This is a genomic window from uncultured Microbacterium sp. (assembly GCF_900078385.1).
Lineage (GTDB): Bacteria > Actinomycetota > Actinomycetes > Actinomycetales > Microbacteriaceae > Microbacterium.
The window spans coordinates 294,410-319,694 of record NZ_FLQR01000006.1 but is presented as its reverse complement, the minus strand read 5'-3'; the positions used below and the strand labels follow the sequence as shown (position 1 = coordinate 319,694).

Annotated in this window: 24 protein-coding genes; 13 read left to right on the top strand and 11 right to left on the bottom strand. The window is 71.7% G+C overall.

Going from position 1 to position 25,285, the window contains the following annotated elements:
* Positions 1–38: 38 nt before the first annotated feature.
* From QZL85_RS06545 to QZL85_RS06530, 4 genes are read left to right on the top strand one after another with little or no spacing between them, the layout of a single operon-like run.
* Positions 39–734 (top strand): alpha/beta hydrolase, encoded by a 696-nt coding sequence (locus QZL85_RS06545; protein WP_295575121.1) that lies wholly within the window; start codon positions 39–41, stop codon positions 732–734.
* The gene (locus tag QZL85_RS06540) at positions 731–2,059 is read left to right on the top strand and encodes an O-acetylhomoserine aminocarboxypropyltransferase/cysteine synthase family protein (RefSeq protein WP_295575118.1); all 1,329 of its coding nucleotides are present in this window, start codon (positions 731–733) and stop codon (positions 2,057–2,059) included. The genes QZL85_RS06545 and QZL85_RS06540 overlap by 4 nt, the downstream gene beginning before the upstream one ends.
* Positions 2,056–3,105, top strand: coding sequence for an LLM class flavin-dependent oxidoreductase (locus QZL85_RS06535; RefSeq protein WP_295575115.1), 1,050 nt, complete (start codon positions 2,056–2,058; stop codon positions 3,103–3,105). The genes QZL85_RS06540 and QZL85_RS06535 overlap by 4 nt, the downstream gene beginning before the upstream one ends.
* Positions 3,105–3,647: an NAD(P)H-dependent oxidoreductase gene (locus QZL85_RS06530; RefSeq protein WP_295575113.1), complete on the top strand. Its 543-nt coding sequence runs from the start codon at positions 3,105–3,107 to the stop codon at positions 3,645–3,647. Before QZL85_RS06535 ends, QZL85_RS06530 begins: the two co-directional genes overlap by 1 nt.
* A gap of 103 nt (positions 3,648–3,750) precedes the next feature.
* On the opposite strand, the gene QZL85_RS06525 is transcribed toward QZL85_RS06530, so the two are convergent.
* The 8 genes from QZL85_RS06525 to QZL85_RS06490 all read right to left on the bottom strand — a co-directional run bounded on the left by QZL85_RS06525 (position 3,751) and on the right by QZL85_RS06490 (position 11,654).
* Entirely contained in the window at positions 3,751–4,182 is a 432-nt protein-coding gene (locus tag QZL85_RS06525; protein ID WP_295575111.1) for a MarR family winged helix-turn-helix transcriptional regulator, read from the bottom strand.
* A 10-nt stretch (positions 4,183–4,192) separates the two neighbouring features.
* Positions 4,193–6,100 carry an FAD-dependent monooxygenase gene (locus QZL85_RS06520; RefSeq protein ID WP_295575109.1) on the bottom strand — a complete coding sequence of 636 codons (1,908 nt, stop codon included), beginning with the start codon at positions 6,098–6,100 and terminating at the stop codon, positions 4,193–4,195.
* Positions 6,101–6,198: 98 nt separating this feature from the next.
* The gene (locus tag QZL85_RS06515; RefSeq protein WP_295575107.1) at positions 6,199–7,401 is read right to left on the bottom strand and encodes an MFS transporter; all 1,203 of its coding nucleotides are present in this window, start codon (positions 7,399–7,401) and stop codon (positions 6,199–6,201) included.
* 62 nt (positions 7,402–7,463) lie between these two features.
* A complete protein-coding gene (locus QZL85_RS06510) occupies positions 7,464–8,300 on the bottom strand; it encodes an ABC transporter ATP-binding protein (RefSeq protein ID WP_295575105.1) in 837 nt (278 codons plus the stop codon).
* The gene (locus QZL85_RS06505; protein WP_295575103.1) at positions 8,293–9,063 is read right to left on the bottom strand and encodes an ABC transporter permease; all 771 of its coding nucleotides are present in this window, start codon (positions 9,061–9,063) and stop codon (positions 8,293–8,295) included. The genes QZL85_RS06510 and QZL85_RS06505 overlap by 8 nt, the downstream gene beginning before the upstream one ends.
* Positions 9,060–9,869 (bottom strand): ABC transporter permease, encoded by an 810-nt coding sequence (locus tag QZL85_RS06500; RefSeq protein ID WP_295575658.1) that lies wholly within the window; start codon positions 9,867–9,869, stop codon positions 9,060–9,062. The genes QZL85_RS06505 and QZL85_RS06500 overlap by 4 nt, the downstream gene beginning before the upstream one ends.
* A 5-nt stretch (positions 9,870–9,874) precedes the next feature.
* A complete protein-coding gene (locus QZL85_RS06495; protein WP_295575102.1) occupies positions 9,875–10,843 on the bottom strand; it encodes an ABC transporter substrate-binding protein in 969 nt (322 codons plus the stop codon).
* A gap of 148 nt (positions 10,844–10,991) precedes the next feature.
* Positions 10,992–11,654, bottom strand: a complete 663-nt coding sequence (locus QZL85_RS06490; RefSeq protein ID WP_295575100.1) for a GntR family transcriptional regulator — start codon at positions 11,652–11,654, stop codon at positions 10,992–10,994.
* A gap of 120 nt (positions 11,655–11,774) precedes the next feature.
* Between QZL85_RS06490 and QZL85_RS06485 the strand changes: the two genes are divergently transcribed.
* Positions 11,775–12,773 carry a VOC family protein gene (locus QZL85_RS06485; protein ID WP_295575098.1) on the top strand — a complete coding sequence of 333 codons (999 nt, stop codon included), beginning with the start codon at positions 11,775–11,777 and terminating at the stop codon, positions 12,771–12,773.
* A 1-nt stretch (position 12,774) separates the two neighbouring features.
* Here QZL85_RS06485 and QZL85_RS06480 read toward each other — a convergent pair whose 3' ends face one another.
* Complete coding sequence (locus QZL85_RS06480) at positions 12,775–13,950, bottom strand: 4-hydroxybenzoate 3-monooxygenase (protein ID WP_295575095.1); 1,176 nt, start codon at positions 13,948–13,950, stop codon at positions 12,775–12,777.
* 88 nt (positions 13,951–14,038) lie between these two features.
* On the bottom strand, positions 14,039–14,791 hold the full coding sequence (locus QZL85_RS06475; RefSeq protein WP_295575093.1) for an IclR family transcriptional regulator: 753 nt from the start codon (positions 14,789–14,791) through the stop codon (positions 14,039–14,041).
* 133 nt (positions 14,792–14,924) lie between these two features.
* Between QZL85_RS06475 and QZL85_RS06470 the strand changes: the two genes are divergently transcribed.
* From QZL85_RS06470 to QZL85_RS06460, 3 genes are all read left to right on the top strand, one after another.
* Complete coding sequence (locus QZL85_RS06470) at positions 14,925–16,094, top strand: thiolase family protein (protein WP_295575091.1); 1,170 nt, start codon at positions 14,925–14,927, stop codon at positions 16,092–16,094.
* 160 nt (positions 16,095–16,254) lie between these two features.
* Positions 16,255–17,250, top strand: coding sequence for a pyridoxal-phosphate dependent enzyme (locus QZL85_RS06465; protein WP_295575089.1), 996 nt, complete (start codon positions 16,255–16,257; stop codon positions 17,248–17,250).
* Complete coding sequence (locus QZL85_RS06460) at positions 17,247–18,398, top strand: cystathionine gamma-synthase (RefSeq protein ID WP_295575087.1); 1,152 nt, start codon at positions 17,247–17,249, stop codon at positions 18,396–18,398. The genes QZL85_RS06465 and QZL85_RS06460 overlap by 4 nt, the downstream gene beginning before the upstream one ends.
* Before the next feature lie 6 nt (positions 18,399–18,404).
* Here the strand turns inward: QZL85_RS06460 and QZL85_RS06455 are convergent, their stop codons facing one another.
* On the bottom strand, positions 18,405–18,977 hold the full coding sequence (locus tag QZL85_RS06455) for a DUF1992 domain-containing protein (protein WP_295575085.1): 573 nt from the start codon (positions 18,975–18,977) through the stop codon (positions 18,405–18,407).
* A 140-nt stretch (positions 18,978–19,117) separates the two neighbouring features.
* Here QZL85_RS06455 and QZL85_RS06450 point away from each other — a divergent pair, with 140 nt between their 5' ends.
* The 5 genes from QZL85_RS06450 to QZL85_RS06430 all read left to right on the top strand — a co-directional run bounded on the left by QZL85_RS06450 (position 19,118) and on the right by QZL85_RS06430 (position 25,282).
* The gene (locus QZL85_RS06450) at positions 19,118–19,717 is read left to right on the top strand and encodes a PadR family transcriptional regulator (protein WP_295575655.1); all 600 of its coding nucleotides are present in this window, start codon (positions 19,118–19,120) and stop codon (positions 19,715–19,717) included.
* On the top strand, positions 19,714–20,436 hold the full coding sequence (locus tag QZL85_RS06445) for an ABC transporter ATP-binding protein (RefSeq protein WP_295575083.1): 723 nt from the start codon (positions 19,714–19,716) through the stop codon (positions 20,434–20,436). The genes QZL85_RS06450 and QZL85_RS06445 overlap by 4 nt, the downstream gene beginning before the upstream one ends.
* Positions 20,433–23,297, top strand: a complete 2,865-nt coding sequence (locus tag QZL85_RS06440) for an ABC transporter permease (protein WP_295575080.1) — start codon at positions 20,433–20,435, stop codon at positions 23,295–23,297. The genes QZL85_RS06445 and QZL85_RS06440 overlap by 4 nt, the downstream gene beginning before the upstream one ends.
* Positions 23,298–23,471: 174 nt before the next feature.
* Positions 23,472–24,305, top strand: coding sequence for a sulfurtransferase (locus QZL85_RS06435; RefSeq protein WP_295575077.1), 834 nt, complete (start codon positions 23,472–23,474; stop codon positions 24,303–24,305).
* Positions 24,302–25,282: a Gfo/Idh/MocA family protein gene (locus QZL85_RS06430; RefSeq protein ID WP_295575074.1), complete on the top strand. Its 981-nt coding sequence runs from the start codon at positions 24,302–24,304 to the stop codon at positions 25,280–25,282. Before QZL85_RS06435 ends, QZL85_RS06430 begins: the two co-directional genes overlap by 4 nt.
* The last annotated feature ends 3 nt before the right edge of the window (positions 25,283–25,285 follow it).

Genomic DNA, 25,285 nt, shown 5'->3' with positions numbered 1-25,285 from the left:
GCCCCCGCGGTGGGGGCCTCGCGCCGAACATGGACACCATGACGAACGCCACCGCCCCCGCGCCCGCCATCTGGGACCCGCCCGCCGCCGTCCGGGTGCGCGGCGCGCTGGCCGTCGTGGCCGGTGCCGGCGAGAGCGTGCGCGTGTACGAGCGGTTCGGGCGCCGACTCGCGGTCGACGGCTACACCGTCGCCGCGTTCGAGGCGCCGGCCGCTGCGGATGCGTCCGCTTGGCTCGCCGCGCAGGTGCACGCCCCGCGTGTCCTCGTCGGCTCGGACCGCGGCGCTGCCGCTGTCCTGGCGCTCGCCGCCGGCGGTGCTCCGGTCGACGGTGTCATCGTCGCCGGCGTCCCCGTGGGATCGGCCGATGACGCGCAGGCCGGCGACGCGGAGCGCACCGCGTGCCCCGTGCACCTCGGCGTCCTCGGCGAGGCGGCGGCCCACGCGGTCGCCGCGGCGCCCGCCATCGACGTCCCGGATGTCGCCGCGCTCGGCCGCGTCCGCATCCCCGTCCTCGCGATCCACGGCGGCGCCGACGCCATCGCCCCGTTCTCCGCGGCACGCGATGCGCTCGCCGCACTCCCCGAGGTGGAGCTCGTCGAGACCGTCGGCGGCCTGCACGACGCGCTCAACGACGCGAGCCACCGCTCGGTGGCGGCGACCATCGTCCTGTGGCTCGAGCGTCTCCGCGCCGGCGGCGTGCAGACGCCGATCGTGCGGGAGATCGTCCGATGAGCGACGGCTTCGCGTCGCTGCAGGTGCAGCGCGGCTACACCCCCGGCACGCCGCAGAACGCCGTCGCGCCGCCGATCTACCAGACCACAGCCTACGAGTTCGCCTCGCTGCAGGATGCCGCCGACATCTTCGCGCTGCGAAAGGTCGGCAACCTGTACAGCCGTGCCGCGAACCCGACGCAGCTCATCCTCGAGGAGCGCGTCGCCGCGCTCGAGGGCGGCCGTGCGGCCGTGGCCGTGGCATCGGGTCAGGCGGCTGTCGCGATCTCCCTGCTGGCCCTCGCGAAGGCGGGGGAGCACATCGTCGCTGCCCGCCAGCTGTACGGCGGCACCGTCGACCTCCTCCAGGAGACGTTCGCCGACTGGGGCATCGACGTCACCTTCGTCGACCAGGACGACCTCGACGCGTGGCGCGCGGCCCTGCGACCCACGACGCGCGCCCTGTTCGCCGAGTCGGTGACCAACCCGACGGCGCAGGTGCTCGACATCCGGTCGGTCGCCGACATCGCGCACGCGGCGGGCGTCCCGCTCGTCATCGACAACACCGTCGCCACGCCCTACCTGCAGCGTCCCGGCGAGTACGGCGCCGACATCGTCGTGCACTCCGCGACGAAGTACCTCGGCGGGCACGGCACCTCGATGGGCGGCGTCATCGTCGACATCGGCTCGTTCGACTTCGGCGCGGAGCCGGCCCGCTGGCCGCAGCTGACCGAGCCCTACCCGCGCATCGCGGACGTCGTGCTGTGGGACCGGTTCGGCCCGTCCGGGCAGGCGCTCGCCGTGCTCATCAAGACGAAGTACGTGCACGACCTCGGGCCGTCGCTGTCGCCGTTCAATGCCTTCCAGCTGCTGCAGGGCATCGAGACGCTCGACCTGCGGATCGCCAAGCACAGCGCCTCCGCGCTCGCCGTCGCGGAATACCTCGCGCAGCACGAAGGCGTCGCGAGCGTGCAGCATCCGGGCCTCCCGTCCAGCCCGTGGGCCGACGCCGCGCGCCGCTACCTGCCGCGCGGCGTGCCGGCGGTGTTCTCCTTCGACCTCGTCTCGTCCGGCGACGCGGAGGCCGATCGCGTCCGTGTGCACCGTTTCGTCGATGCGCTGCGGCTCGTCAAGCTCGTCGCCAACATCGGCGACGCGCGCAGCCTCGTCGCCCACCCGGCATCCATGACCCACAGTCACCTGACCGAGACGCAGCTGGCCGAGGCCGGCATCTCGCGCACGACCGTGCGCCTCTCGATCGGGCTGGAAGACCCGGCCGACATCATCGCGGACATCGCGCAGGCGCTCGTCGCCGCATCCATCGAGACCGTGGAGGTCACCCCATGACGATCAATCTCGGCTATTGGACGCCCGTCTACGGCGGGTTCCTGCGGAACGTCGCCGACGAGGAGGGCATGGCCGCCACGTGGGAGTCGATCCGCGAGGTCTCCGTGACCGCCGACCGGCTCGGCTTCCACACGACGCTCGTCCCCGAGCTGTACCTCAACGACCGGAAGGGCATCGACGCGCCGAGCCTCGAGGCGTGGTCGCTCACGGCGGCGATCCTCGCCGTCACCGACCGCCTGCGCGTCATGACGGCGGTGCGGCCGGGGTTCCACCTGCCCGCCGTGCTCGCGAAGACCGTCTCGACCCTGGACTCCATCGCTCCGGGCCGCATCGCGCTCAACGTCGTCGCGGCGTGGTGGGCGGAGGAGGCCCGCCAGTTCGGCGGGCGCTTCACGACGCACGACGACCGCTACGTGCAGGCCGAGGAGTTCGTGCAGGTCCTCCGGGGCCTCTGGGAGCACAGTCCCTTCACCTTCGCGGGCGACCACTACGAACTCGAGGGCACGATCGTCGAGCCCAAGCCGTCGGCCTCGCCCGTCGTCTTCGCCGGTGGCGAGAGCGAGGCGGGCAAGGAGTCGATCGCGCGGTTCGCGGACGCCTACGTCATGCACGGCGGCACGCTCGACGAGGTGCGCGCGAACGTCGCGGACATCACGGAGCGGTCGCTGCGCATCCACGACCGCCCGCTCCGCGAGATCGGGATGCCGGCGTACGTCATCGTCCGCGACACCGAAGCCGAGGCGCAGCGCGAGCTCGAGCGGATCACGACGGTCGACCCGCACTCTCCCGGCTACGCGTCGTTCGAGGAGTTCCAGCGCAACTCGAAGCTGTCGCTCGAGCTGACCAGGCGCGAGTACTCCGTCGGCACGCGAGGCCTCCGGCCGAATCTCGTCGGGACGCCCGAGCAGGTCGCCGAGCGCATTCGCGCGTACGGGGAGGCCGGCATCTCGCTGCTCCTCATCCAGTCCTCCCCACTCACGGAGGAGCTGGAGCGCATCGCCGAGCAGGTCTTCCCGCTCGTGCCGCAGGCGGAGCTGGTGCACTGATGTCCCTGCGGGTCGTGGCCGTCTCGGGGTCCCTCCGGTCGCCGTCCACGACCGCGGCCCTCATCGACGGCATCCTGGACGAGCTCTCGCCGCACGTCGACATCGTCCGCGAGATCGTCGACCTGCACCCGATCGCCGGGGATCTCGCCGCCGCGCTCACCGGCGGCGGGAAGACGGATGCCGTGACGGCGGCGCTGGACGCCATCGCCGGCGCCGACCTGCTCGTCGTCGCGACGCCGATCTACCGCGGCTCGTACACCGGGCTGTTCAAGGAGTTCTTCGACCTCGTCCCGCAGGATGCCCTCGCCGGCACTCCCGTGCTGCTGGCCGCCGGGGGTGGCGACGACCAGCACTCCCTCGCGATCGACCACCAGCTCCGGCCGCTCTTCGCGTTCTTCCGGGCCGTGTCGCTGCCGGTCGGGGTGTACGCCCGCACCGCGGACTTCACCGACCGCCGGATCAGCGGCGAGGCGCTTCCCGCCGCCATCGCGCGGGCCGTCGCGGCGGCCCTGCCGGCGCTGCCGCGGGTGTCCGTGCCGTAACTCCGCCTCAGCCGACCTGCAACCCGGAATCCTCCCGAACCGTGTCGCTCAGGCGGAGTTCTGACAGGCACCGGAGGCGGGAACCGCCCTCCACGGCACCGGCTCACGCCGAGTCGAGCATCCGGCGCAGCTGCGCGCGCAACGCGGCCAGCTCCTCCGGATCGAGGGCCCCGGTCAGTTCGGCGTCCGCCGCGTTCACCCGCGGCCGCAGGCGCGCGTACTCGGCATGCCCCTCCGGCGTCAGGGTGACGGCGTTGCGGCGCCGGTCGTCCGGGTCGCGTGTGCGCTCGACGAGTCCGCGGCGCTCCATCCGGACCAGGATGTCCGCGATCGTAGAGCGGTCGAGGTCGGCCTCGTCGCACAGCGTCCGCTGACTGGCCGCCCCGAGGCGGTCGAGCAGGGCGAGGATCGAGTACTGCACGCTCGTGGTGTCCGCCGACACGCGGCGCGTCCAGGTCGCGACGTGCAACTGCTGGGCGCGGCGCAGCAGATACCCGGTGTGCCGATACGGGTCCAGGTCTTCGCGCCCGTCCATGCCGACGACGCTACCGGGTGGTGGCCGCCCACTCGCGCTGCGGTAGCAGGATGCCGGCGAAGAAGTCCGTCAGCTCGCCCCGCGCCGCCAGCGGCAGCACGTGCGCGACGTACTGGTCGGGGCGCACCACGACGAGGGCGCCCGCGGCGCCGATCCCGCGCGCAGCGAAGATGTCGTCGGCCGGATCGACCGCCCACGCCTTCTCCCAGTCCTGCAGGCCGAGCGGCCCGGAGTGGGGGAGGAGGACTTCGGGCAGCGAGGTGATGTCGACGTCGTGATGCGAGCCGGCGAGGATGCCGTGCACGTCGAAGACGGCGTCGATGTCGGCCCCGGCCGGCGTGAATCGCGTGACGGGGGAATCGGGGGACTCGCCGAGCCAGGTCGCGACCTCGCGCAGCGCACTGCCTCCCGCGTCCCCGAAGGCGTAGATGCGCCACCGGCCGTCGGCGCGGGCGGCGTGGCCCAGCTGCATCCGCTTGCCGTCGGCGACGCGCACGACGGGCGCGGAGTGGAAGCGCGTGCCGATCTCGAACCCGGTCGCGAGGCCCTGATGCGCGGCCTCGCCGGTGAGGGCCGAGGAGCGGTAGGTCGTCGCGAGGCCCGCCGTGTAGCGACCCTGCCGCGAGAACTCCGCCTGCATCTGCTCGCTCGTGACGCCGCCGAGCTCGGGGTGCTCAGGGTCGACGGTGGGCTGTGCGATGAACGCCGACCAGAACCGGTCGAAGTCGATCAGGTCCTTCGCGACCGACTGCCGCTCGGCCGAGTAGGAGCGCAGCAGCTCGGGACCGGACAGACCGCGCAGCACGGCGGCGAGCTTCCAGCCGAGGTTGAAGCCGTCCTGCATCGAGACGTTCATGCCCTGACCGGCCTTCGCGGAGTGCGTGTGGCACGCGTCGCCTGCGATGAAGACGTGGGGCAGCGCGGTGTCGGCGTCCGCGTCCGCGGGGGCGACGTCGTCGAACCGGTCGGCGAGGCGCTGGCCCACCTCGTACACCGACGACCAGGCCACCGACCTCACATCGATCGTGTACGGGTGCAGGATGTCGTTCGCGACCGCCGCCAGCTGCTCCGCGGTCGTGCCGCGGATCGTCGTGTCGCCCGCCGGCACGACGCCGAGGTCGACGTAGACGCGGACCAGGCTGCCGCCTTCGCGGGGGATCATGAGGAGGCTGCCCTTGCCGGCGGACTGGATGACGTTCTTCGTGCGCCAGTCCGGGAAGTCGGTCGTCGCGAGGACGTCCATGACGCCCCACGCGTGGTTCGCGGCGTCGCCCTTCAACGACAGCCCGAGCGCACGGCGGACGTTGCTGCGGGCCCCGTCGCAGCCGATGACGTACTTCGCGTGAACCGTGAACTCCGTCTCGCCGCGGCGCAGCGTCACCTCGACCGGGTACTCGCCCTCGCCGACCGAGAGCGTCACGAACTCGATCCCGTAGTCCGGCTCGATGCGGCTCGCGGAGCGGGCCATGTGGTCGAGCAGGTACTGCTGCATGCGCGCCTGGTTCACGATGACGTGCGGCATCTCGCTGAGACCCTCGGGGGTGTCCTCGACCCAGCCGGTGCGCTCGATGCGGGAGCGGTCCTGCGCGGACGGCCCCCAGAAGCGGACCTCGTTGACCCAGTACGCCTCGCGCATGAGCGCGTCGGCGAGACCGAACGCCTGGAACATCTCGACGGTGCGGCACGCGACGCCGTCGGCCTGGCCCACCTCGAGCGCGCCCTCGCGGCGCTCCACGATCCGCGTGCGGATGCCGGGGAACCCGGCGAGCTGCGCACCGAGGACGGTGCCGGCGGGGCCGGTGCCCACGATCAGGACGTCGATCTCGGCGGGGAGGTCGGCAGGGCGGTCCACTCCCCACCCCGCGGCCGGGTGGATATCGGGGTCGCCGGGGCGGTAGCCGTCTCGATAGAACTGCACGTCGATCTCCTTCGAAGGCGTGAGCGGAATGGGTCCACAATATCGTCAGTACCCCAACGAATCAAGTGCGGTCATGTGAACGCCGGCTCTGGGGCGGATCAGCGGCGCTCGAAGACGAAGCGTTCGCGGCCCGCGACGACGCCGACGACACCTTGCCCGAGCATGATCGCGGCGGAGAGGAGAAGCGGCCCGATCCAGTCTCCGCTGAGCGCGTGCAACGCTCCGAAGGCGACCGGGCCGATCGCGGTGATGAGATACCCGACCGACTGCGACATGCCGGACAGGGCTGTCGCGCCGTCCTGGTCCCGGGCGCGCTGGGCCATGAGCGTGAGGCACATGCTGAGCGAAGCTCCGGAGAAGAGTCCGATGACGGCGATCCAGACGAGGATCGCGTGCGGAGCGAGGAGGAGGCCCGCGATGCCGAGGAGCCCGAGTGCGGGCAGAGCGGCCGGGATGAGGCGTTCGGCCCGGCCGCGCAGGATCAGCGGCAGCGTGAGCGATCCGGCCAGTGAGCACAGCTGGTAGACCGCGACATCGATACCGGAGAGCTCCTCGCTCCGCCCTATCGAGGTCGAGATCGCCGGGATCCACGTGACGAAGATGTAGAAGCTGGACGCTTGCAGCCCCATGTAGCCCGCGACGGTCCAGGCGACCGGGTCCGACCAGATCGCGCGGCGCGCGCGGGGGGCCGCGCCGTCGGTATCGGCGTCCTCACGCCGGATCGTGCGCCACCAGAGCGCGATCGCCCACGGCAGGAGCGCGCCGCCGGTGACGAGCAGGGCGAAACGCCAGCCCGTCTCGCCCTCGCCGAGCGGCAGGCGGGCCAGCGGCACGGCGACCCCGGACGCGAGCGCGCCGAACGCACCGAGGAGGGCCGAGTAGGCGCCCATCATGAGCGGCACGCGACCCGGGAAATCCCGCTTCACGACGGCCGGCATGAGGACGTTGCCGAATGCGAGGGCCGCGCCGATGAGCAGCGTCCCGAGCCACAGCCAGACGCTCGAGCCGGGGAGCGAGCGGATCACGACTCCCGCCGCGAGCAGCGCGAGAGCGCCCAGCAGGCTGTGGGACAGGCCGAAGCGGCGGCTCACTCCGTGGGCGAAGGGTGAGACAGCCGCCCAGACGAGGAGGGGCACGGAGGTGATCATCCCGAGGGCCGCGACGGACAGTCCCGTGTCGGCGCCGATGCGATCGAGCACCGGCCCGACGGCCGTGATCGCCGACCGCATGTTCGCCGCCACGAGGCAGAACGCGATGACGAGCGTCGCCGCCGCCGCCCGGCGAGGGGTGATCGCGGTCATGCAGGTCCTCGTCTCTGTGCGCCGGCCCCGGCATCCGTGCGACCGAACGGCGGAGATCGGGCTCAGCCCGCGGGGATCGTCCGCACCGTCATGGTGTCGCCGGTCGTGTCCTTCGCGCGCTGGATCTCGCCGTAGATCTTCAGGCGCAGCTCGGCGAACCGCGGGTCGGACCGGGTCGTGAGCTGATCGCGCTCGGCGGGCAGGTCGATGACCACATCGTCCTGCACGACCGTCGGCCGGTTCGACAGGACGATGACGCGCTCGCCGAGGTACACCGACTCGTCGATGTCATGCGTGACGAAGAGCACCGTGACGCCGAGCTCCTTCCAGAGCTTGCGGACGAGGTCCTCGAGTTCCGCACGCGTCTGCGCGTCGACGGCCGCGAACGGCTCGTCCATGATGAGGATCTCCGGGCGGTAGGCGACGGCCCGGGCGATCGCAACGCGCTGCTGCATGCCGCCGGAGAGCTGCCACGGGTACTTGTCGCCGGCATCGGCCAGGTTCACCGCGATGAGCGCTTCGTGCGACCGCGCGTGGCGCTCGGCCTTGCCGATGCCCGCGCTCTTCAGCGGCAGCTCGACGTTGGCCTGCACCGTCATCCAGGGGAAGAGGCTGCGCCCGTACTCCTGGAAGACGACCGCCATCGTGCGGGGCGGCCCGCTGATGGGCTTGCCCTGCAGCTCGAGCTTTCCGCCCGTGGGCGGCAGGAGCCCGGCGATGCACTTCAGGAGCGTCGTCTTGCCGGCGCCGGACGGGCCGACGATGCAGACGAGCTGTCCCTGGGGGACCGTGAAGGTGAGGTCACGGATGGCCTCGACGCTCTGTCCTCCCGCCGTGGGGGCGGGGTAGACCTTGCGCAGGCCTTCGACGACGAGGACGGGGGTGGTGGAATCAGGCACGCTGCACCTCTCTCAAACCGTGGTACCAAGCCAGGACGCGGCGCTCGACGAGCTGGAACACGAGACTCAGGGCGAGGCCGATGAGCCCGAGGACCAGGATGCCGCTCCACATCTGGGGGATGGCGAAGTTTCTCTGGAACTGGATGATGGTGAAGCCGAGACCCGACGACGAGTACGTCATCTCGGAGATCACCATGAGGATCAGGGCGATCGACAGGCTCTGCCGCACGCCGGTCATGATCTGCGGCGCCGCGGCGGGCAGGGTCAGGAACTGCAGCCGGTGCGCCTTCGTGAGCCGGTAGCTGCGGGCGGTGTCTCGCTGCACCTCGTCGGTGGCGCGGACGCCCTCGATGGTGTTCAGCAGCACCGGCCACATCGACCCGAAGATGATGACGGCGATCTTCATCTGGTCGCTGATGCCCAGGATGAGGGCGAGCACCGGGACCAGCACGGGCGGCGGGATGGCACGGAAGAACTCCAGCAGGGGCTCCAGCACCTGCCGCAGCGTGCGGAACGAGCCGATGAGGATACCGAGACCGACGCCGAGGATCACCGAGCCGGCGATGCCGACGAGGAGCCGGCCGACGCTGGGCAGCACATCGCGCCAGAAGCGGTCCCCGAACCAGGTGTCGACGAAGGCGGACAGCAGGCCGCCGGGCGTCGGCACGAGGTAGTTCGTGTTGCCGAGCGTCGCGATCCACCAGACGGCGATGAGGATGAGGGGCAGCCCGACGAGGAACAGGGCGGTCTTGACGGCGTTCATCCGACCAGCTCCATCCGCACGGACATGTGCCATCTCAGCACCCGTCGTTCGATGACGCGCATCACGAGGTTGATGAGCACGCCGATGAAACCGGTCGCGAGGATGAGCGCGTACATGCTCGTCACGGCGCCGCCCTCCCGGGTCTCTGCGATCTGCTTGCCGAGGCCGGGCGTCTGGATGATGAGCTCCGCCGTGATGGCGAGGATCAGCGCGACGCTGGCGGCCAGACGGATGCCGGTCATGAGGTAGGGGAGCGTCGTCGGCCACACGACGTGGCGGATGCGCTGCCAGCGGCTGAGTCCGTAGCTGCGGGCTGTCGCGTCGGCGACGGGGTCGACGTCCTTCGTCCCGTAGATGACCTGCAGGAGCACTTGCCAGATCGACGCGTAGACGATGAGCAGGAGCTCGGACTGGATCTTCGTGCCGAACAGGAGCACCGCGAGCGGGATGATCGCGACGGAGGGGATCGGCCGCAGGAACTCGATCGTGGACTGGGTGGCCCGTTCGAGGAACCGGCTCGAGCCGATGATGAAGCCGAGCACGGCGCCGGAGATGACGGCGATGGACAGCCCCAGGAACCAGGCCCACATCGTCGCGGCCACGTCGCGCCAGAACGCGCGGTCGAGAAGGTACTCGCCCAGGCGGACGAGCACGTCACTGGCCGGAGGGAAGAACCGCGGGTCGATGAGGCCGATGCGGGAGGCGAGCTCCCAGAGGACCAGGAACCCGACGACGCCGATGGCGCCGAGGGCCGGCCCCCGCAGGGCGGCGGAGCGCGTGCGCCCCGCCGCCTTGGGTGCCGTCAGAGTCGTCACGGCAGGAGGGCGTCGAAGTCCGGCGTCTTGGAGAGCACGCCGTAGCCCTGCGCGGCGGCGGCGAGCTTCTCGATCGCCGGGCGGTTGATCTCGGTCGGGAACAGCGGGAGCGTGATCTTCGCCAGGACCTCGGCGGGCGTCTGCGTGTAGGTGCCGATGATGCGACGGACCTCGTCCGGGTTCTCGTTCGCGAAGTCGAGCGACGTCTTCATCGCAGCCTGGAACTTCTCCAGGAGATCGGCGTCCACGTCGCTCTTCGCGAAGTACGCGGCGATGTCGAGCTTCGGGTCGAAGTCGGCGTACGCGTACGTGACGACGTTCAGGCCGGCGTCGATCGCGGAGGTGACGAACGGCTCGACGACGAACGCGGCGTCGACCTGATCGTTCTCGACGGCGGCGATCGCCTCCGGGAACGGCACCTCGACGAATTCGATGGTGGAGCTGTCGGCGCCGGCCTCGTCGACGACGTCGCGGACGGTCGTGTCGTTGATGTTGCCGATGCTGTTGCTGGACACGGTCTTGCCGGCGAGGTCGGCCGGGCCGGCGATGCCGCTGTCGGCCTTCGTGACGACGGCTCCCATGTCCTTGGCGGTGTCACCGGTCGTGGCGACGGCGGAGCTGACGATCTTCAGCGGGATGTTCTCCGCGGCCACCATGAGCGAGAGGACGTTGCTGAACCCGAACTGGTAGTCGCCGGCGACCACGGCCGGCACGATCGCGGCGCCGCCGGATGCGGTCTCGATCGTGAGGTCGATGCCCTCATCCTCGAAGAAGCCCTGCTCGTCGCCGAGCCAGAGGGCGGCGGTGTCGGCGATCGGGATGACGCCGATCGTCACGGGGGTCAGCTCGGTCGGCGCCCCGGCGTCGCCGCTCTCGGTGCTGCTGGGCGTCGCGTCCGAGTCGCTGCAGCCGCTCAAGGCGAGTGCGGCGATGGCGGCGATGGCGAAAAAGCTCGACTTCTTCATGTCACTCCGTCGTGTCATGGGCTCTGGGAGACCCGCCCTCCTCGGCCGGTCCCGCACCCTCGATACGGGCGACGATAGGCGGGCCGAATCAAAGCTGTCAATTCCGTCAACGAGATTGTTATCAATCTGCTCGGCGGCGAACGGCCTGTCAGAGCGCGGTGGCGCGCGCACTTCCGCGTTGCTCGGGGGCAAGTTCGGAGAGGGTGCGGATGACGCTTCCGACGTGCGCCGCCATCGCCGCGCTCGCCGCCTCCGTGTCGCGGTTGCACACGGCATCCACGATCGCGAGGTGCTCCGGCAGTGAGACGGTGGGGCGACCGGGCACGAGGAAGAGCCGGAACTGGTGTCGGACCATCTGCCCGTTCAACTGCTCCAGGATGCGCGTCGCCGCGCCGTGGCCGGCGATGTCGCGGAGCGTGCGATGAAGTGACACGTTCAGCTCGGAGTACCGCACCAGCTCGTTCTGCTCGACGGCCGCGCGCATGTCCGTCTCGATGCGACGCAGGACCACGATCTCCTCGTCGCTGATGTTCTCGGCCGCCCGGCCGGCGACGATGGCCTCGACGGCGCGGCGGATCTCCGTGATCTCGATGGCCTCCGCCACCGAGATCTCCCGCACCCGCGCCCCGCGGTTCGGCTGAAGCTCGACGAGCCCCTCGGCTGCGAGCGAGATGAGGGCGTTGCGGAGTACGAAGCGGCTCGCGCCGAACTCCTCGGCGAGCTCCGCTTCGATGAGGCGCTGCCGCGGTGCATACACGCCGCGGAGGATGGCATCGCGCAGCTCTGCGCGGACGTCGGACTTGTCGGCCACGGGTGTTCCTCTCGCGGATGAATGCATCCGATTGTGCACCACGGAGGCAGCGACAGGCATCTTGTGGCGATAATGTCGTCAGCAAGATTGTGGACGATCCTGGTCAGAGAGGACCACGACATGGCGCATCCCGAGAATTTCGACCTCGCGCACCTCGGCGCCGTCGAGCTGCTCACGCCGACGTTCGATGAGAGCCTGCACTTCTTCCGCGACCTGCTCGCGATGCGCGAGGTGGCCCGCATCGGCGACTCCGCCTACCTGCGGTGCTGGGACGAGTACCAGCTGTACTCCCTCAAGCTGACGGCCAGCGACACCAACGGTGTGGGCCGGACCCTGTACCGCACCACCTCGGCGGAGGCGCTCGAGCGCCGTGTCGCCGCGATCGAGAGGGCGGGCCTCGGGCACGGTTGGCGCGACCCCGAGGTGGGGGTCGGGAGGTCGTACGAGTTCGAGGACCCGGACGGTCATCTCATGGCGCTGTACTACGACACCGAGCTCTACGTCGCCGACGACGAGGATCGCCCGGCGCTGAAGAACCAGGCCTCGGCGTTTCCGGGCCGCGGCATCAACGTGCGGCGCCTCGATCACATCAACTATCTCGCGAGCGACGTCGGCGCCGCGGGCGCCTTCTGGCGCGACGTGATGATGACGAGGGAGTCCGAGGCCGTGCGCCTGGACGACGGCCGCTACGGCGCCTGGTGGTTCCGGTTCCACCAGAAGTCCTACGACGTCGTCTACTCCGATGACTGGACCGGACAGCGCGGTCGCTTCCACCACTTCGCGTTCGCGCCGGATTCGCGCGAGGACATCCTCCGAGCCGCGGACATCTGCCTGGAGAACGGGGTCCACATCGAGTACGGCCCGTACAAGCACGCCATCAACCAGACGTTCTTCCTCTACGTCTGGGAACCCGGCGGCAACCGCATCGAGTTCGCCAACGCGCAGGCGCGGCTCGTACTCGACCCCGACTCGCCCGTCGTGGAATGGTCGCAGGCGGAGCGCGCGAAAGGTCAGGCGTGGGGGATGAAGACGGTCTCCACCTTCCACACGCACGGTACGCCGTACGTGGCGGACCAGGAGGAGATCGACCGCGCGGCCCTCGAGGGTCGCTCACGCTGACTCAGGCCGTCATGGGCCAGCCGGTGTACGCCTCGGCAAGGTAGCGGGTGCCCGCCTCGGAGTCGACCACGCTGCGCAGCTCGCCGAGCTGGCGGCGGCGGTCGAAGTCGGTGGCATCCGCCGTCGCGTGGAGCATGCTCGTCATCCACCAGGAGAAGTGCTGCGCCTTCCAGATGCGCGCGAGCGCCGTCTCCGGGAACGCCTCGATGAGCCGTGTGTCGCCCTCGTCCAGCAGCGCGGTGAGCGCCTTCGCGAGCACGAGTACGTCCGCGACGGCGAGGTTCATGCCCTTGGCGCCGGTCGGCGGCACGGTGTGGGCGGCATCCCCGACGATGGCGACCCGCCCGCGCAGCAGCTCGTGCGCGACGAAGCTCCGGAACCGCAGGACGTCGCGCTGGAAGATGGGTCCCTCCCGCAGCGTCGTGCCGGGCACGCGGCGCTGCAGCTCGTCCCACAGCTGCGCTTCGGAGTAGGCGTTCGGGTCGACGCCCGGGTCGCACTGGAAGTACATGCGCTGCACCGACGCGCTGCGCTGGCTGATGAGCGCGAATCCGTCGGGGGAGTTGCTGTAGATGAGCTCGTCCGCGCTCGGCGGCGCGTCGCACAGGATGCCGAACCACGCGAACGGGTACTCGCGGAAGTAGCCGCCCGTCGAGGACCCGGTGACCGCCGCGCGGGCGACGCTCCGGGAGCCGTCCGCGCCGACGACGAACTCCGCGTCGATCTCGAGCGGCTCGCCGTCGCCCGTCGTGGCGACGACGCGCGGGCGGTCGGTCTCGGCGCCCTCGACGCGCACCGCGGTGACGCCGAAGCGGAGATCCTGCCCGCCGGCGAGACGCGCCGCGATGAGATCCTTGAGCGCCTCGTGCTGCGGGTAGAGCCAGACGCTCCGGCCGACGAGGTGCGCGAAGTCGATCCGGTGCCCCGCGCCGGCGAAGCGCAGCTCGATCCCGTCGTGCCGGTGTCCGACGGTGCGGGCGCGGCTGAAGTCGCCGAGACCGTCGAGGACCTCGACGGTGCCCTGCTCGAGGATGCCGGCGCGGATCGTCGACTCGATCTCCTCGCGGGTGCGCTGGTCGATGACGATCGATTCGACACCGGCCTCGGCGAGGAGGTGCGAGAGCAGGAGGCCGGCAGGACCGGCTCCGATGATCGCGACGCGGGTGGTGATCGGCATGGCGTCTCCTTCGACGGCGGGATGTCGGAGCCCAGTCTGCGCCGCCGACGGTCGCGCGTCTCGAGTCTTCCCGTTGAACGGGAGGCGATCACCGATACCGCGCAAGCGCTCCTTCGATGCCGCGCGCCGCACGGTGCAGCTCGGCGAGGGCCGGTTCGGGAGAGGATGCGCGGGGGAGCACGACCGAGAGCGCCGCGATCACGCGGCGCGAGCCGTCGCGGACGGGGACGGCGAGGCCGGTCGAGACGTCTTCGACGAAGCCCGGCGCCACAGCCTCGCCGCGGGCGCGGATCTCCGCCAGCAGCCGCCGGATCGCCGCGGGCTCGACGGGAGTCGCCGTCGTCAGCCCCGTCAGCGGGCGGCCGAGAACCCGGTCCTGCGTCTCCCGGTCGGCGTATGCGAGGAGCAGCAGACCCGAAGAGGACGCATGCAGCGGAAGACGCCCCGCCACCCGGGTGACGTTCGAGCCGGACCGCGGGCCGCTGAGCCGCTCCAGGAACAGCGCCTCGTCCTGCTCGAGGATCGCGAGCTGCGTGTGCTCGCGCACCCGCGCCTGGACGGCGTCCATGAAGGGCATCGCCGCCTGGCGCAGCCGCAGGGCAGCGGACGAGCGGGTCGCGAGCTCCCAGAGCCGCATCCCCACCCGGATGCCGTGGTCGTCGTCGCGCTCCAGGAGTCCCGCGTCGACGAGATCGGCGACGATCCGGTGGGCCGTCGAGCTCGGCAGATCCGCGCGGCGCCCGATCTCGGCGGCCGTCTGCACGGTGCGCGTGGGCGTGAAGGTCTCGAGCACCCGCACGAGTCGCTCGGTCATCCCATCGCCGGAGGAGGAGTTGGCCACGGGAACAGTCTGCCAGCGCCTCCCGTTGAACGGGAGGGACCCCAGGCGGACACCTTCTCGCGGCGGTCGCGGTCGGGCAGGATGGATGCCGGTGGATGCCACCGGCGCCGACGCCACGGAAGGAACCACTGACATGGGATCCAGCTACATCTACGCCGCCGTCCGCACGCCGTTCGGCCGCACCGGCGGCGCGCTCGCCGGCATCCGACCCGACGATCTGGCTGCCGTCGCCATGCGGGCCGTCGTCGAGCGCACCGGCATCGACCCCGCCCGCATCGGAGACGTCCTCTTCGGCGACGCGAACCAGGCGGGCGAGGACAACCGCAACGTCGCCCGGATGGGCGCCCTCCTGGCCGGCTTCCCGACGACGGTGACCGGCGTCACGGTGAACCGGCTCTGCGCGTCATCACTCGAAGCCGTCATCCAGGCGTCCCGGGTCGTCGAATCCGGCGATGCCGACCTCGTCCTCGCCGGCGGCGTCGAGTCGATGAGTCGGGCGCCGTTCGTCGTGGAGAAGTCCGCGAAGCCGTGGCCGGCCGTCGGCAACCCGACGATGTGGAACACGACGATCGGCTGGCGCATGACCAACGCCGCGCTGCCGACCCACTGGACCATCAGCAACGGCGAGGCGGCCGAGAAGACCGCCCGCACGTGGGGGATCACGCGCGAGGCGCAGGACGAGTTCGCGGTCCGCTCGCACCGGCTCGCGGCGCAGGCGTGGGCGAGCGGCGTCTTCGACGGCGAGATCGTGCAGGTCCCCGGCGCCGCGCTGACCCGGGATGAGGGCATCCGCGACGACACGTCGGTCGAGAAGCTCGCGGGCCTCCGCGCCCTCTTCGCCGAAGACGGGACCGTGACGGCGGGCAACTCCTCCTCGATCAACGACGGCGCCTCCGCCGTGCTGATCGGCGGGGAGGGTGCGCTCGACGTCGAGCCGCTCGCCCGCATCACGGGGCGCGCTGCGCACGGCGTCGACCCCGACGACTTCCCGACGGCGCCGATCGAGGCGGCGAACAAGGCGCTCGCGCGCGCCGGCCGGACGTGGGCCGATGTCGACGTCGTCGAGCTCAACGAGGCGTTCGCGTCGCAATCCCTCGCCTGCCTGGCCGGCTGGCCCGACCTCGATCCCGCGAAGCTCAACGCGCACGGCGGCGCGCTGGCGATCGGCCATCCGCTCGGTGCCTCCGGGGGCCGGGTCATCGCCCGTGCCGCCCACGATCTCCGTGCGCGGGGCGGCGGCGTCGCGGTGGTCGCGGTGTGCATCGGCGTCGGTCAGGGCCTCGCCGTCGTCCTCGAGCGCTGAGCGTCACATGACGACGCCGGGTGCGAAGCCGGGCGCGACGGGTTAGGGTGACTTCGTGCTTATCACCTGTCAGTGTTGTCGCTGAGCGCTTCTGCGCGCCTCCGACGAAACGACAGCCCGTCGCGCCTCTGAGCGCGCGACCACACCACAGGACACTCACGTGCGCTACGCATCACACATCGCCGACTTGGTCGGCAACACGCCCCTCGTCCGCCTCAACTCGGTGACCAAGGGGATCGCGGCCACCGTGCTCGCGAAGGTCGAGTACTTCAATCCGGGCAGCTCCGCGAAGGACCGCATCGCGCGGAACATCATCGAAGCGGCGGAGGCGTCCGGAGAGCTCCGGCCCGGCGGGACGATCGTCGAGCCCACGAGCGGCAACACCGGCGTCGGCCTCGCGCTGATCGCCCAGCAGCGCGGCTACCGCATGATCTTCGTCGTGCCGGACAAGTTCGCCGGCGAGAAGGTCGCCGTGCTGAAGGCCTACGGCGCGGAGATCGTCATGACGCCCACGAGCGTCCCGCCCGAGCACCCCGAGTCGTACTACAGCGTCTCCGACCGGCTCGCCCGCGAGATCCCCGGGGCGTTCAAGCCGAACCAGTTCGCGAACCTCAACGGCCCCCGTGCGCACTACGAGACGACCGGTCCGGAGATCTGGCGTGACACCGACGGCCGCGTGACGCACTTCGTCGCCGGTGTCGGCACCGGCGGAACGATCAGCGGGTCGGGGCGCTTCCTCAAGGAGGCCTCGGCCGGCGAGGTCGTCGTGATCGGCGCCGACCCGGAGGGCTCGATCTACTCCGGCGGGCCGATCCACGGCTACCTCGTCGAGGGCGTCGGCGAGGACTTCTACCCCGCCACGTTCGACCCGACCGCCGTCGACGGCTACGAGCGCGTCGACGACGCCGAATCGTTCGCGATGACGCGGCGCCTCGCCCGTGAGGAGGGCCTGCTCGTCGGCGGTTCGTCGGGCATGGCGGTCGTCGCGGCGCTGCGCGTCGCACGCGACCTGCCCGCCGACGCCGTGGTCGTCGTGCTGCTGCCCGACCACGGTCGCGGCTACCTCAGCAAGCTGTACGACGACGAGTGGATGCGCGAGCGCGGCTTCGCGACCGCGTCCGAGACCACGACCGAAACGACCAGGAGCCTCACATGACCGTCCACGCCCGCGGATTCGAGAGTCTCGCCGTCCATGCCGGACAGGAGTTCGACCCCACGACGGGCGCCGTCATCCCCCCGGTGCACTTCTCCACGACGTTCGCGCAGGACGGCATCGGCGGCCTCCGCGGCGGGTACGAGTACGGCCGAAGCGGCAACCCGACGCGGACGGCCCTGCAGACGCAGCTCGCCGCGATCGAAGGCGGAGCGCACGGCTTCTCCTTCTCGTCCGGGCTCGCCGCCGAGGACGTGCTCCTCCGCGCCGCGCTGAAGCCGGGCGACGAGGTGCTGCTCGGGAGCGACGTCTACGGCGGCACCCACCGCCTCATCGCGCGGGTCCTCGGCCCGTGGGGCGTGGGCCTGCGGGTCGTCGACATGAGCGACCTGGATGCCGTCCGCTCCGCGCTCGAGGAGAGCGCGCCCACCGTGCTGTGGGTCGAGACGCCGTCGAACCCGCTCCTGCGGATCACCGACATCGCGGGGCTCGCCGCGATCGGCCACGAGGCCGGCGCGCTCGTCGTCGTGGACAACACCTTCGCGACGCCCGCGCTGCAGCAGCCGCTCGCCCTGGGCGCCGATGTCGTCGTGCACTCGACGACGAAGTACCTCGGGGGCCACTCCGACGTGGTCGGCGGCGGTCTCGTGCTGAACGACGACGCGCTCGCCGAGAAGATCGGCTTCCTTCAGTTCGCCGCCGGCGCCGTGTCGGGCCCGTTGGACGCCTGGCTCACGACGCGCGGCATCAAGACGCTTGCGGTGCGGATGCAGCGGCACAGCGAGAACGCTGCCGCCGTGGCCGCGTTCCTCGAGGGCTCCGATCGTGTGGCCCGCGTCTACTACCCGGGGCTCGCCTCGCACGAAGGTCACGAGCTCGCAGCGCGCCAGATGTCCGGCTTCGGAGGCATCGTGTCGGTGGCGCTGGAGAGCGGTTCGGCGGCCCGCCGCTTCGCGGAGTCGACGCGGCTGTTCCAGCTCGCCGAGTCGCTCGGCGGCGTGGAGTCGCTCGTCAACTACCCCGACGCGATGACGCACGCCTCGGTCCGCGGGACCGAGGCGGCCGTTCCCGTCGAGGTCGTGCGGCTGTCGGTCGGCATCGAGTCGGTCGACGACCTCCTCGCCGACGTCGAGCAGGCCCTCGGCGCGTAGCGGGGCTCAGCGCCGCCGGAACCAGCGGCGCTTCGGCGCCGGATCCGGTGGGGGAGCCGAGGCCGCGAGCCGCGCGGCGCGGCGCTCCCGCCAGGCTGTGACCTCTTCGTCGACGTCATGGGTCGGGGTCACGACCGGCGGGCCGCCCTGCAGCTGCCGCCGCGCCTCGATGACGCGCCGGTTGAAGTCATCGACGTACTCGCGGACGTCGTCTTCGCGCGCGAGCCGGTCCAGCCGCTCGGCGAACTCCGCGTGCTCGGTGCGCAGTGTCAGGGCGGCGGGCCCGAGCCCCGTGAGCTTCTCGGTCTGGATCTTCCGGCGGATCCACCAATCCGGATCGTTGCCCTCGCCGAGGCCCTCGAGCGGCTTGCCGTAGCCGGGCAGGTCGTCGAAGTCGCCGCGGCGGATGGCCTGCTGGATCACCGTCTCGACGTACAGCGCACGTTCGTGCGCCGTGGGGGCCGCGGCATCCGTCGCCGCATCCCGCGGCTTCTCGTCGGCTTCCGGATCCTCGCCCAGCTCGCGGCGCAGCTTGTCGACGCGGTAGCGGGCGGCATCCAGTCTCGGATCCTCGCCCATCCGCGCTCCCTCCGGGTCGTCTCCTTTCCAGGCTACGACGCGCCGCCGGTAGGGGGGTTCCCGGACCGATACAGGGTATGTATATACTCAGAAATCACATACGCGGTATGCATGAACGCGTGCCCATGAACGGAGTCACGATGTCGGTGCGACAGAGCCTGCTGGCCATCCTCGATCAGGGGCCGTGCTACGGCTACCAGCTGCGGACGGAGTTCGACCGCCGCACCGGGTCGACCTGGCCGCTCAACGTCGGCCAGATCTACAACACCCTCGACCGCTTGGAGCGCGACGGGCTCGTGGAGAAGGGCGACGTCGACGAGCAGGGGCACGTGTACTGGCAGATCACGGATGCCGGCAGGCTCGAGGTGCGGGAGTGGCTCGCCTCGCCCGTCGAGCGGTCGCAGGGCACGCGCGATGCGCTCGCGATCAAGCTCGCGGTCGCCGCCACCCTGCCCGGTGTCGACGTCGCCGAGGTGATCCAGACGCAGCGGCTCGCGTCCCTGCGTCAGTTGCAGGAGCTCAACCGCGCGAAGTACGCCGGCACCAATCCGGACGGCCCCGAGGAGCTCGCCTGGTCGCTCGTCGTCGACTCGATGATCTTCACGGCAGAGGCCGAGATCCGCTGGCTCGACCACACCGAGCAGCGCCTCGCCCTGCACCCGCAGCACGCGATGCAGCTCGAGCTGTCGACCGAGCGGCCCAAGCGCGGACGCCCCGTCAAGACGGAGGCCGGCGCATGACCGACGCGCCGGTGCTGCAGCTGATCGGCGTCACGCAGCAGTACGGCGAGGGGGCGACCTCGGTGTCGGCGCTCTCCGGCGTGGATCTCGGCGTCGAGCGGGGCGAGCTCGTCGCGATCATGGGCGCGTCCGGGTCGGGCAAGTCGACGCTGCTGTCGATCGCGGGCGGCCTGCAGAAGCCCACGACCGGCGAGGTCGTCGTCGAGGGCACGTACCTGTCCACGGCATCCGCCCGTCAGCTCGCGCAGCTGCGGCGCCGGTCCCTCGGGTTCGTGTTCCAGGACTTCAACCTCATCCCGACGCTCACGGCGCTCGAGAACGTGACGCTGCCCCTCGAACTCGACGGGTTCCGGTCCCGCGTCGCCCGTCGGGCGGGCCGGGACGCGCTGGCCTCCGTCGGCCTCGACGACAAGATCGCCGCGTACCCCGACGACCTCTCCGGCGGACAGCAGCAGCGCGTCGCCATCGCCCGCGCCGTCGTCGGCGGGCGTCGGCTCATCCTCGCCGACGAGCCGACGGGGGCGCTCGACTCGGTCACCGGCGAGGCCGTCATGAAGATGATCCGCGCGCGCGTCGACCAGGGCGCCGCCGGGATCCTCGTCACGCACGAGGCGCGGCATGCCGCATGGGCCGACCGCATCGTCTTCCTCCGCGACGGCCGCATCGTCGACCAGTCGCGCCGCGCGGGCGCGGAGACGCTGCTGGCGGGGACCTCGTGACCGGTCTCCTCGAGCGCGCCGATGCGCCACCGGCCCCGCCCGCCGCCGCCGCACAGCGGGACCGTCCGAGCATCTGGCCGCGCCTGCGCGCCGACCTGCGCCTCGCACGGCGGCAGTCGCTGCACGGCTGGACGTCCAGCATCCTCGTCGTCGCGCTCATCGCGCTGCCGATGGCCCTCGTCGCCGGCGCGATCGTGTTCGGCATGGGTCACGTCGCGACGACGGATGAGCGGATCCGCGCCGAGCTCGGCGGTGCCGACGCGTGGGTCTCCGTCGTCACCGGCCCCGACCCGTCGATGACGCAGTACCTCGACGAGCCGCTGTGGTGGGTGACCGACTGGGATGAGGAGACGGGGGAGCCGGTCAACGAGCAGCTGCCCCTGCACGACAGTGCCCTCCCGTACCTGCCCGCCGGTGCGATCGAGATCGGCGCCGGCAGCGTCACGGCCGAGACGGCGGGCGGCATCGGACGGCTGACCGCAGTGATCGGGGATGCCGGCGCCGACATCCTGCGCGGACGCTTCGAGCTCCTGGAGGGTCGCGCGCCGGCGAACGCCGACGAGGTCGTCGTCTCGCCCGGCGCCCTGGAGCGCCTCGGGCTGCGGGTCGGAGACCGCCTGGAACTCAGGGAGCCGGCCGCGGCCTACACGGTGACCGGCGTGATGAAGCGCGCCGAGGACCCCGACGCCGCCGAGGTGGTCTTCCTGCCGGGCACCGCCGAGAACCGGTCGCTGCAGACCGACGTCGCCGGCACGCTGTGGTACCTCCTGGAGTGGAGCCCGACACCGGACGAGGTCCAGGCGCTCAACCGTGAGGGTCTGATCGTGTTCGACCGTCACCTGGTCGCGAACCCGGGCGACGGGGCGGCGCCGCGCTCCGGCATGGACGGACTCGCCTGGTCGATGGCATCCCTCATCGGCGCGGCGGCGGCGTTCTCCGGCTACCTCGTCGTCCTTCTCGCCGGGGCCGCGTTCTCGGTGAGCGCGCGGCGTCAGCAGCGTTCGCTCGCCGTCGCCGCGAGCGTCGGTGCGACGCGCGCCGACGTGTTCCGCGTCGTGCTGCTGCAGGGCACGGTCCTCGGCGCGATCGGCGGGCTCGTGGGGGCTGCCGCCGGCATCGGCCTCGGCATCCTGTTCCTCCATCTGTTCGACGACGGGTCGACGACCTCCTTCCAGGGCGTGCACGTGCCGTGGTGGGGCCTCGCCGCCGTCATCGGCTTCGCCGTGATCGTGGGGACGATCGCGGCCATCGCGCCGGCCCGCGCCGCGACGAAGGGCGAGGTGATGGCGGCGCTCCGCGGCTCGCGCCGGCCCGTGCGGGTGCGCGTGGACCGGCCGCTCTGGGGCGTGCTGCTCATCGCGATCGGCGTGGGGCTGACCGCCGTCTGCGCGCTGTGGCTCGCGGCCATCAACGCCGAGGAGTTCGTGGCACCCGACGACGGTCGCCGCACGATCTGCATCGTCGGGATCATCCTGGGCCCGATCCTGCTGCAGGTCGGGGTCATGCTGGGCGGGCATTGGCTCATCTCGCTCCTCGCGCGGCCGCTGTCCCGACTCGGCCTCGCTCCGCGCATCGCGAGTCGGGATGCCGCGGCGAACCCGGGCCGGATCGTCCCGGCCTTCGCTGCGATCGCGGCGTGCGCGTTCCTCGCCTCCGTGTCGCTGGGATCGATCGCCCTCGTGACGAAGCAGGCCGAGCGCGGCTGGACGTTCGCGGCACCCGTGGGCAGCGTCGCCGTCTCCGGGTGGATGGACGACGCCGACGCCGACGCCGATGAGGCGGGCGGGGAGTACATCGCCGCCGAGGAGACGGCGCGGTCCCTGCTGGAATCCGCGGGCCCCGCCGCGTTCGGGACCATGTGGGATGCCGGCATGGCGCGGTGGGACCGTGAGGGCAGGCTCCTCAACCCGGACGAGCTCGTCGCGTCGCCGCAGATCCAGCACGTCGACGAAGCCCGGGCGGCATCGGAGTGTCGCGGGCTGACCGCCGCGGAGTGCCGCACCGCGATCTCGTCGGGATCCGCCGGATGGTACTTGCGCATCGTCGCACCGGAGGAGCTGGCGACCGTGACGGGTGAGGAGATCTCGGATGCCGACCTCGCCGCCTACCGCGACGGCTCGGCCCTCGTGCTCGACCCGGACTACATCGCCGACGGCGGCGCACTGATCATCGAGACGTCGACGCAGAGCAGGGTCACGGCGGTCGACGCCGACGCGGCGCCGCTCGCGACGCTCGAGGTCCCGGCGATCCGGCTCGATCTGCCGCAGCGCGACATCAAGGCGATCATCGCGCCGGCGCTCGCCGAGCGCTGGGGGCTGCAGCAGGGCAACTGGACCGTCATCGCGACGTACGACGTGCCTCCGACCACGGCGCAGCTCGACAGCCTGCAGCAGGAGGCCGACACCCTGTCGCGCGGAGGCAGCGCGGTCAGCATGTGGCCGCACCAGGAGTCCGGCCCGCCGGACGCCGCCCCGTGGATGTGGCTCACCGTCGGCGCGACCGCGGTGCTCGTCATCGGGGCGTCGAGCGTCGCCCTCGGACTCGCGCGCGTTGAGCGGCGTCCGGACGACGCGACGCTCGCAGCCGTCGGCGGGACCCGCGGCCTGCGGCGCGGGATCGCGCTGTGGCAGGCGGCGATCGTCACGGGCCTCGGCACCCTGACCGGCGCGGTCGCCGGCATCCTTCCGGTCTGGGGGGTGGCGCTCGCATCAGAGCGGATCTACAACCCGCCGTCACTGGGCGACATGCCCTGGCTCTGGCTCGTCGTGCTCGCCGTGGGGCTCCCCGCCGTCATCGCGCTCGTGTCGTGGCTCGTGCCGCCGCGTGAACCCGACCTGACCCGGCGGACGGCGATCGCCTGAGGGTCACCGGGCGCTCCGCGACGCCTCCGCGTGCCGCCCCGCAGAGGTGGTCGCCGCGCCGGTCGGTCACCAACTCCTCCTGAGCTGTCGGAGCACGGGTGTACCGCCCCGCTCGGCGGGCTCAGGCGGAGTTGTGGTCCGCCGGCGTTGGCCTCCGCGGCCTACGCTCGGAGGATGGGCGCAGAACTGATCACCCCCGCCGAGCTGAGCCGGAGCCTCCGATCGGAGCGACCGCCGGTCGTCCTCGACATCCGTTGGCGGCTGGACGCGCCGGACGGCCGAGACGCATACCGCGCCGGCCACATTCCCGGCGCGGTATACGTCAGCCTCGACGACGAGCTGGCCGGCCACGGCGGACCGACGGCAGGCAGGCACCCACTGCCGGATCCCGCTGATTTCGAGGCGGCCGCGCGCGGCTGGGGCCTGAACGACGGCGACGCCGTCGTCGTCTACGACGACTGGCAGTCCTTCGGCGCGGCGCGCGCATGGTGGATGCTGACGGATGCCGGCGTCGCCGACGTCCGCCTGCTCGAGGGCGGTCTCGCCGCCTGGCGGAGCGCCGGGCTGCCGCTGGAGGCGGGCGCGTTCGAACCGCGTCGCGGCACGGTCACGCTGCATCCCGGACACCTGCCCCAGCTCACGATCGACGAGGCGGCGGCGCTGCCCGCTCGCGGTGCGCTCCTCGACGTCCGCGCGGGGGAGCGCTACCGCGGCGAGACCGAGCCGATCGACCCGCAGGCGGGCCACATCCCCGGCGCGCTCCACCTGCCCACGACCGAGAGCCTCGATGCCGACGGCCGATTCCTGCCGGGCGACGCGCTGCGGGCGCGCGTCGAGGCGCTCGGTGTCGACGGCCCGGTGGGCGTGTACTGCGGTTCCGGGGTCTCCGCGGCGCATGCGGTGTTCGCGCTGCAGCGCGCCGGCCTGGACCCCGCGCTGTACGTCGGCTCGTGGAGCCAGTGGTCGAACCATCCCGATCGCCCCGTCGCGACGGGGGCGCAGCCGTGACCGCCCGCTGGGCGATCCTCGGCGCAGGCGCGATCAGCCACGACTTCGCGAACGGCCTGACTCACGCGGCGCTCGGGCACCTGCACGCCGTCGGCGCGCGCTCCGCCGCCGACGCCCGTGCCTTCGCCGATGCGCACGGCGCCGCCGTCGCCGGCACGTACGACGAGATTCTCGCGCGGGACGACGTCGATGCCGTGTACATCGGCACCGTGCACACGTCGCACGGAGACCTCGCGATCGCGGCGCTCGAGGCGGGCAAGGCCGTGCTGTGCGAGAAGCCGTTGACGACGACCGCGGCCGACACGGATGGCGTGCTCGCCGTCGCGGCGCGCACCGGACTCCCGCTCGTGGAGGCCTTCAAATACCGGTTCGGGCCCTTCCCCGACCGGCTGCGCCGCGCCGTTGCGGACGGGGCGATCGGTGACGTCGTCGAGATCGTCTCGACGATCGGCTTCACCGCGACCGCGCGCACGGGACGCCTGTTCGACCCGGGGGTGGCCGGGGGCGCGATCCTCGACGCGGGCTGCTACCCCGTCTCGCTCGCCGTCGGCGCGGCCGCCTGGGCCGGGCAGCCGCTCGACGACGCGCGCGTGATCGAGGCGGAGGGGGTCATCGGCGAGACGGGTGTCGACGAGACGGCATCCGCTGTCCTCCGGCTCGGCGCCGTGACGGCGCGGGTCCGCACCGCGATCGTCGAGGACCTGCCGCGCGCCGCCCGGATCGTCGGCACCGCGGGGGAGATCGAGATCCCGAACGTGTGGGGGAGCCGGCAGCAGAGCACGGACGCCGCTGTCCTGCGTCGACCCGACGGCTCGGTCGAGCACCTCACGGCCGCGACGCTGAACCCGATGGCCGCCGAGGCGGATGCCGTCATCGCCGCTCTCCGCGACGGTCGCACCGAGGCGCCCGAGATGCCGTGGGTCCAGACCCGCGTGATCGCATGCCTCCTCGAGGACTGGCGCCGCGCCCTGGACTGACCG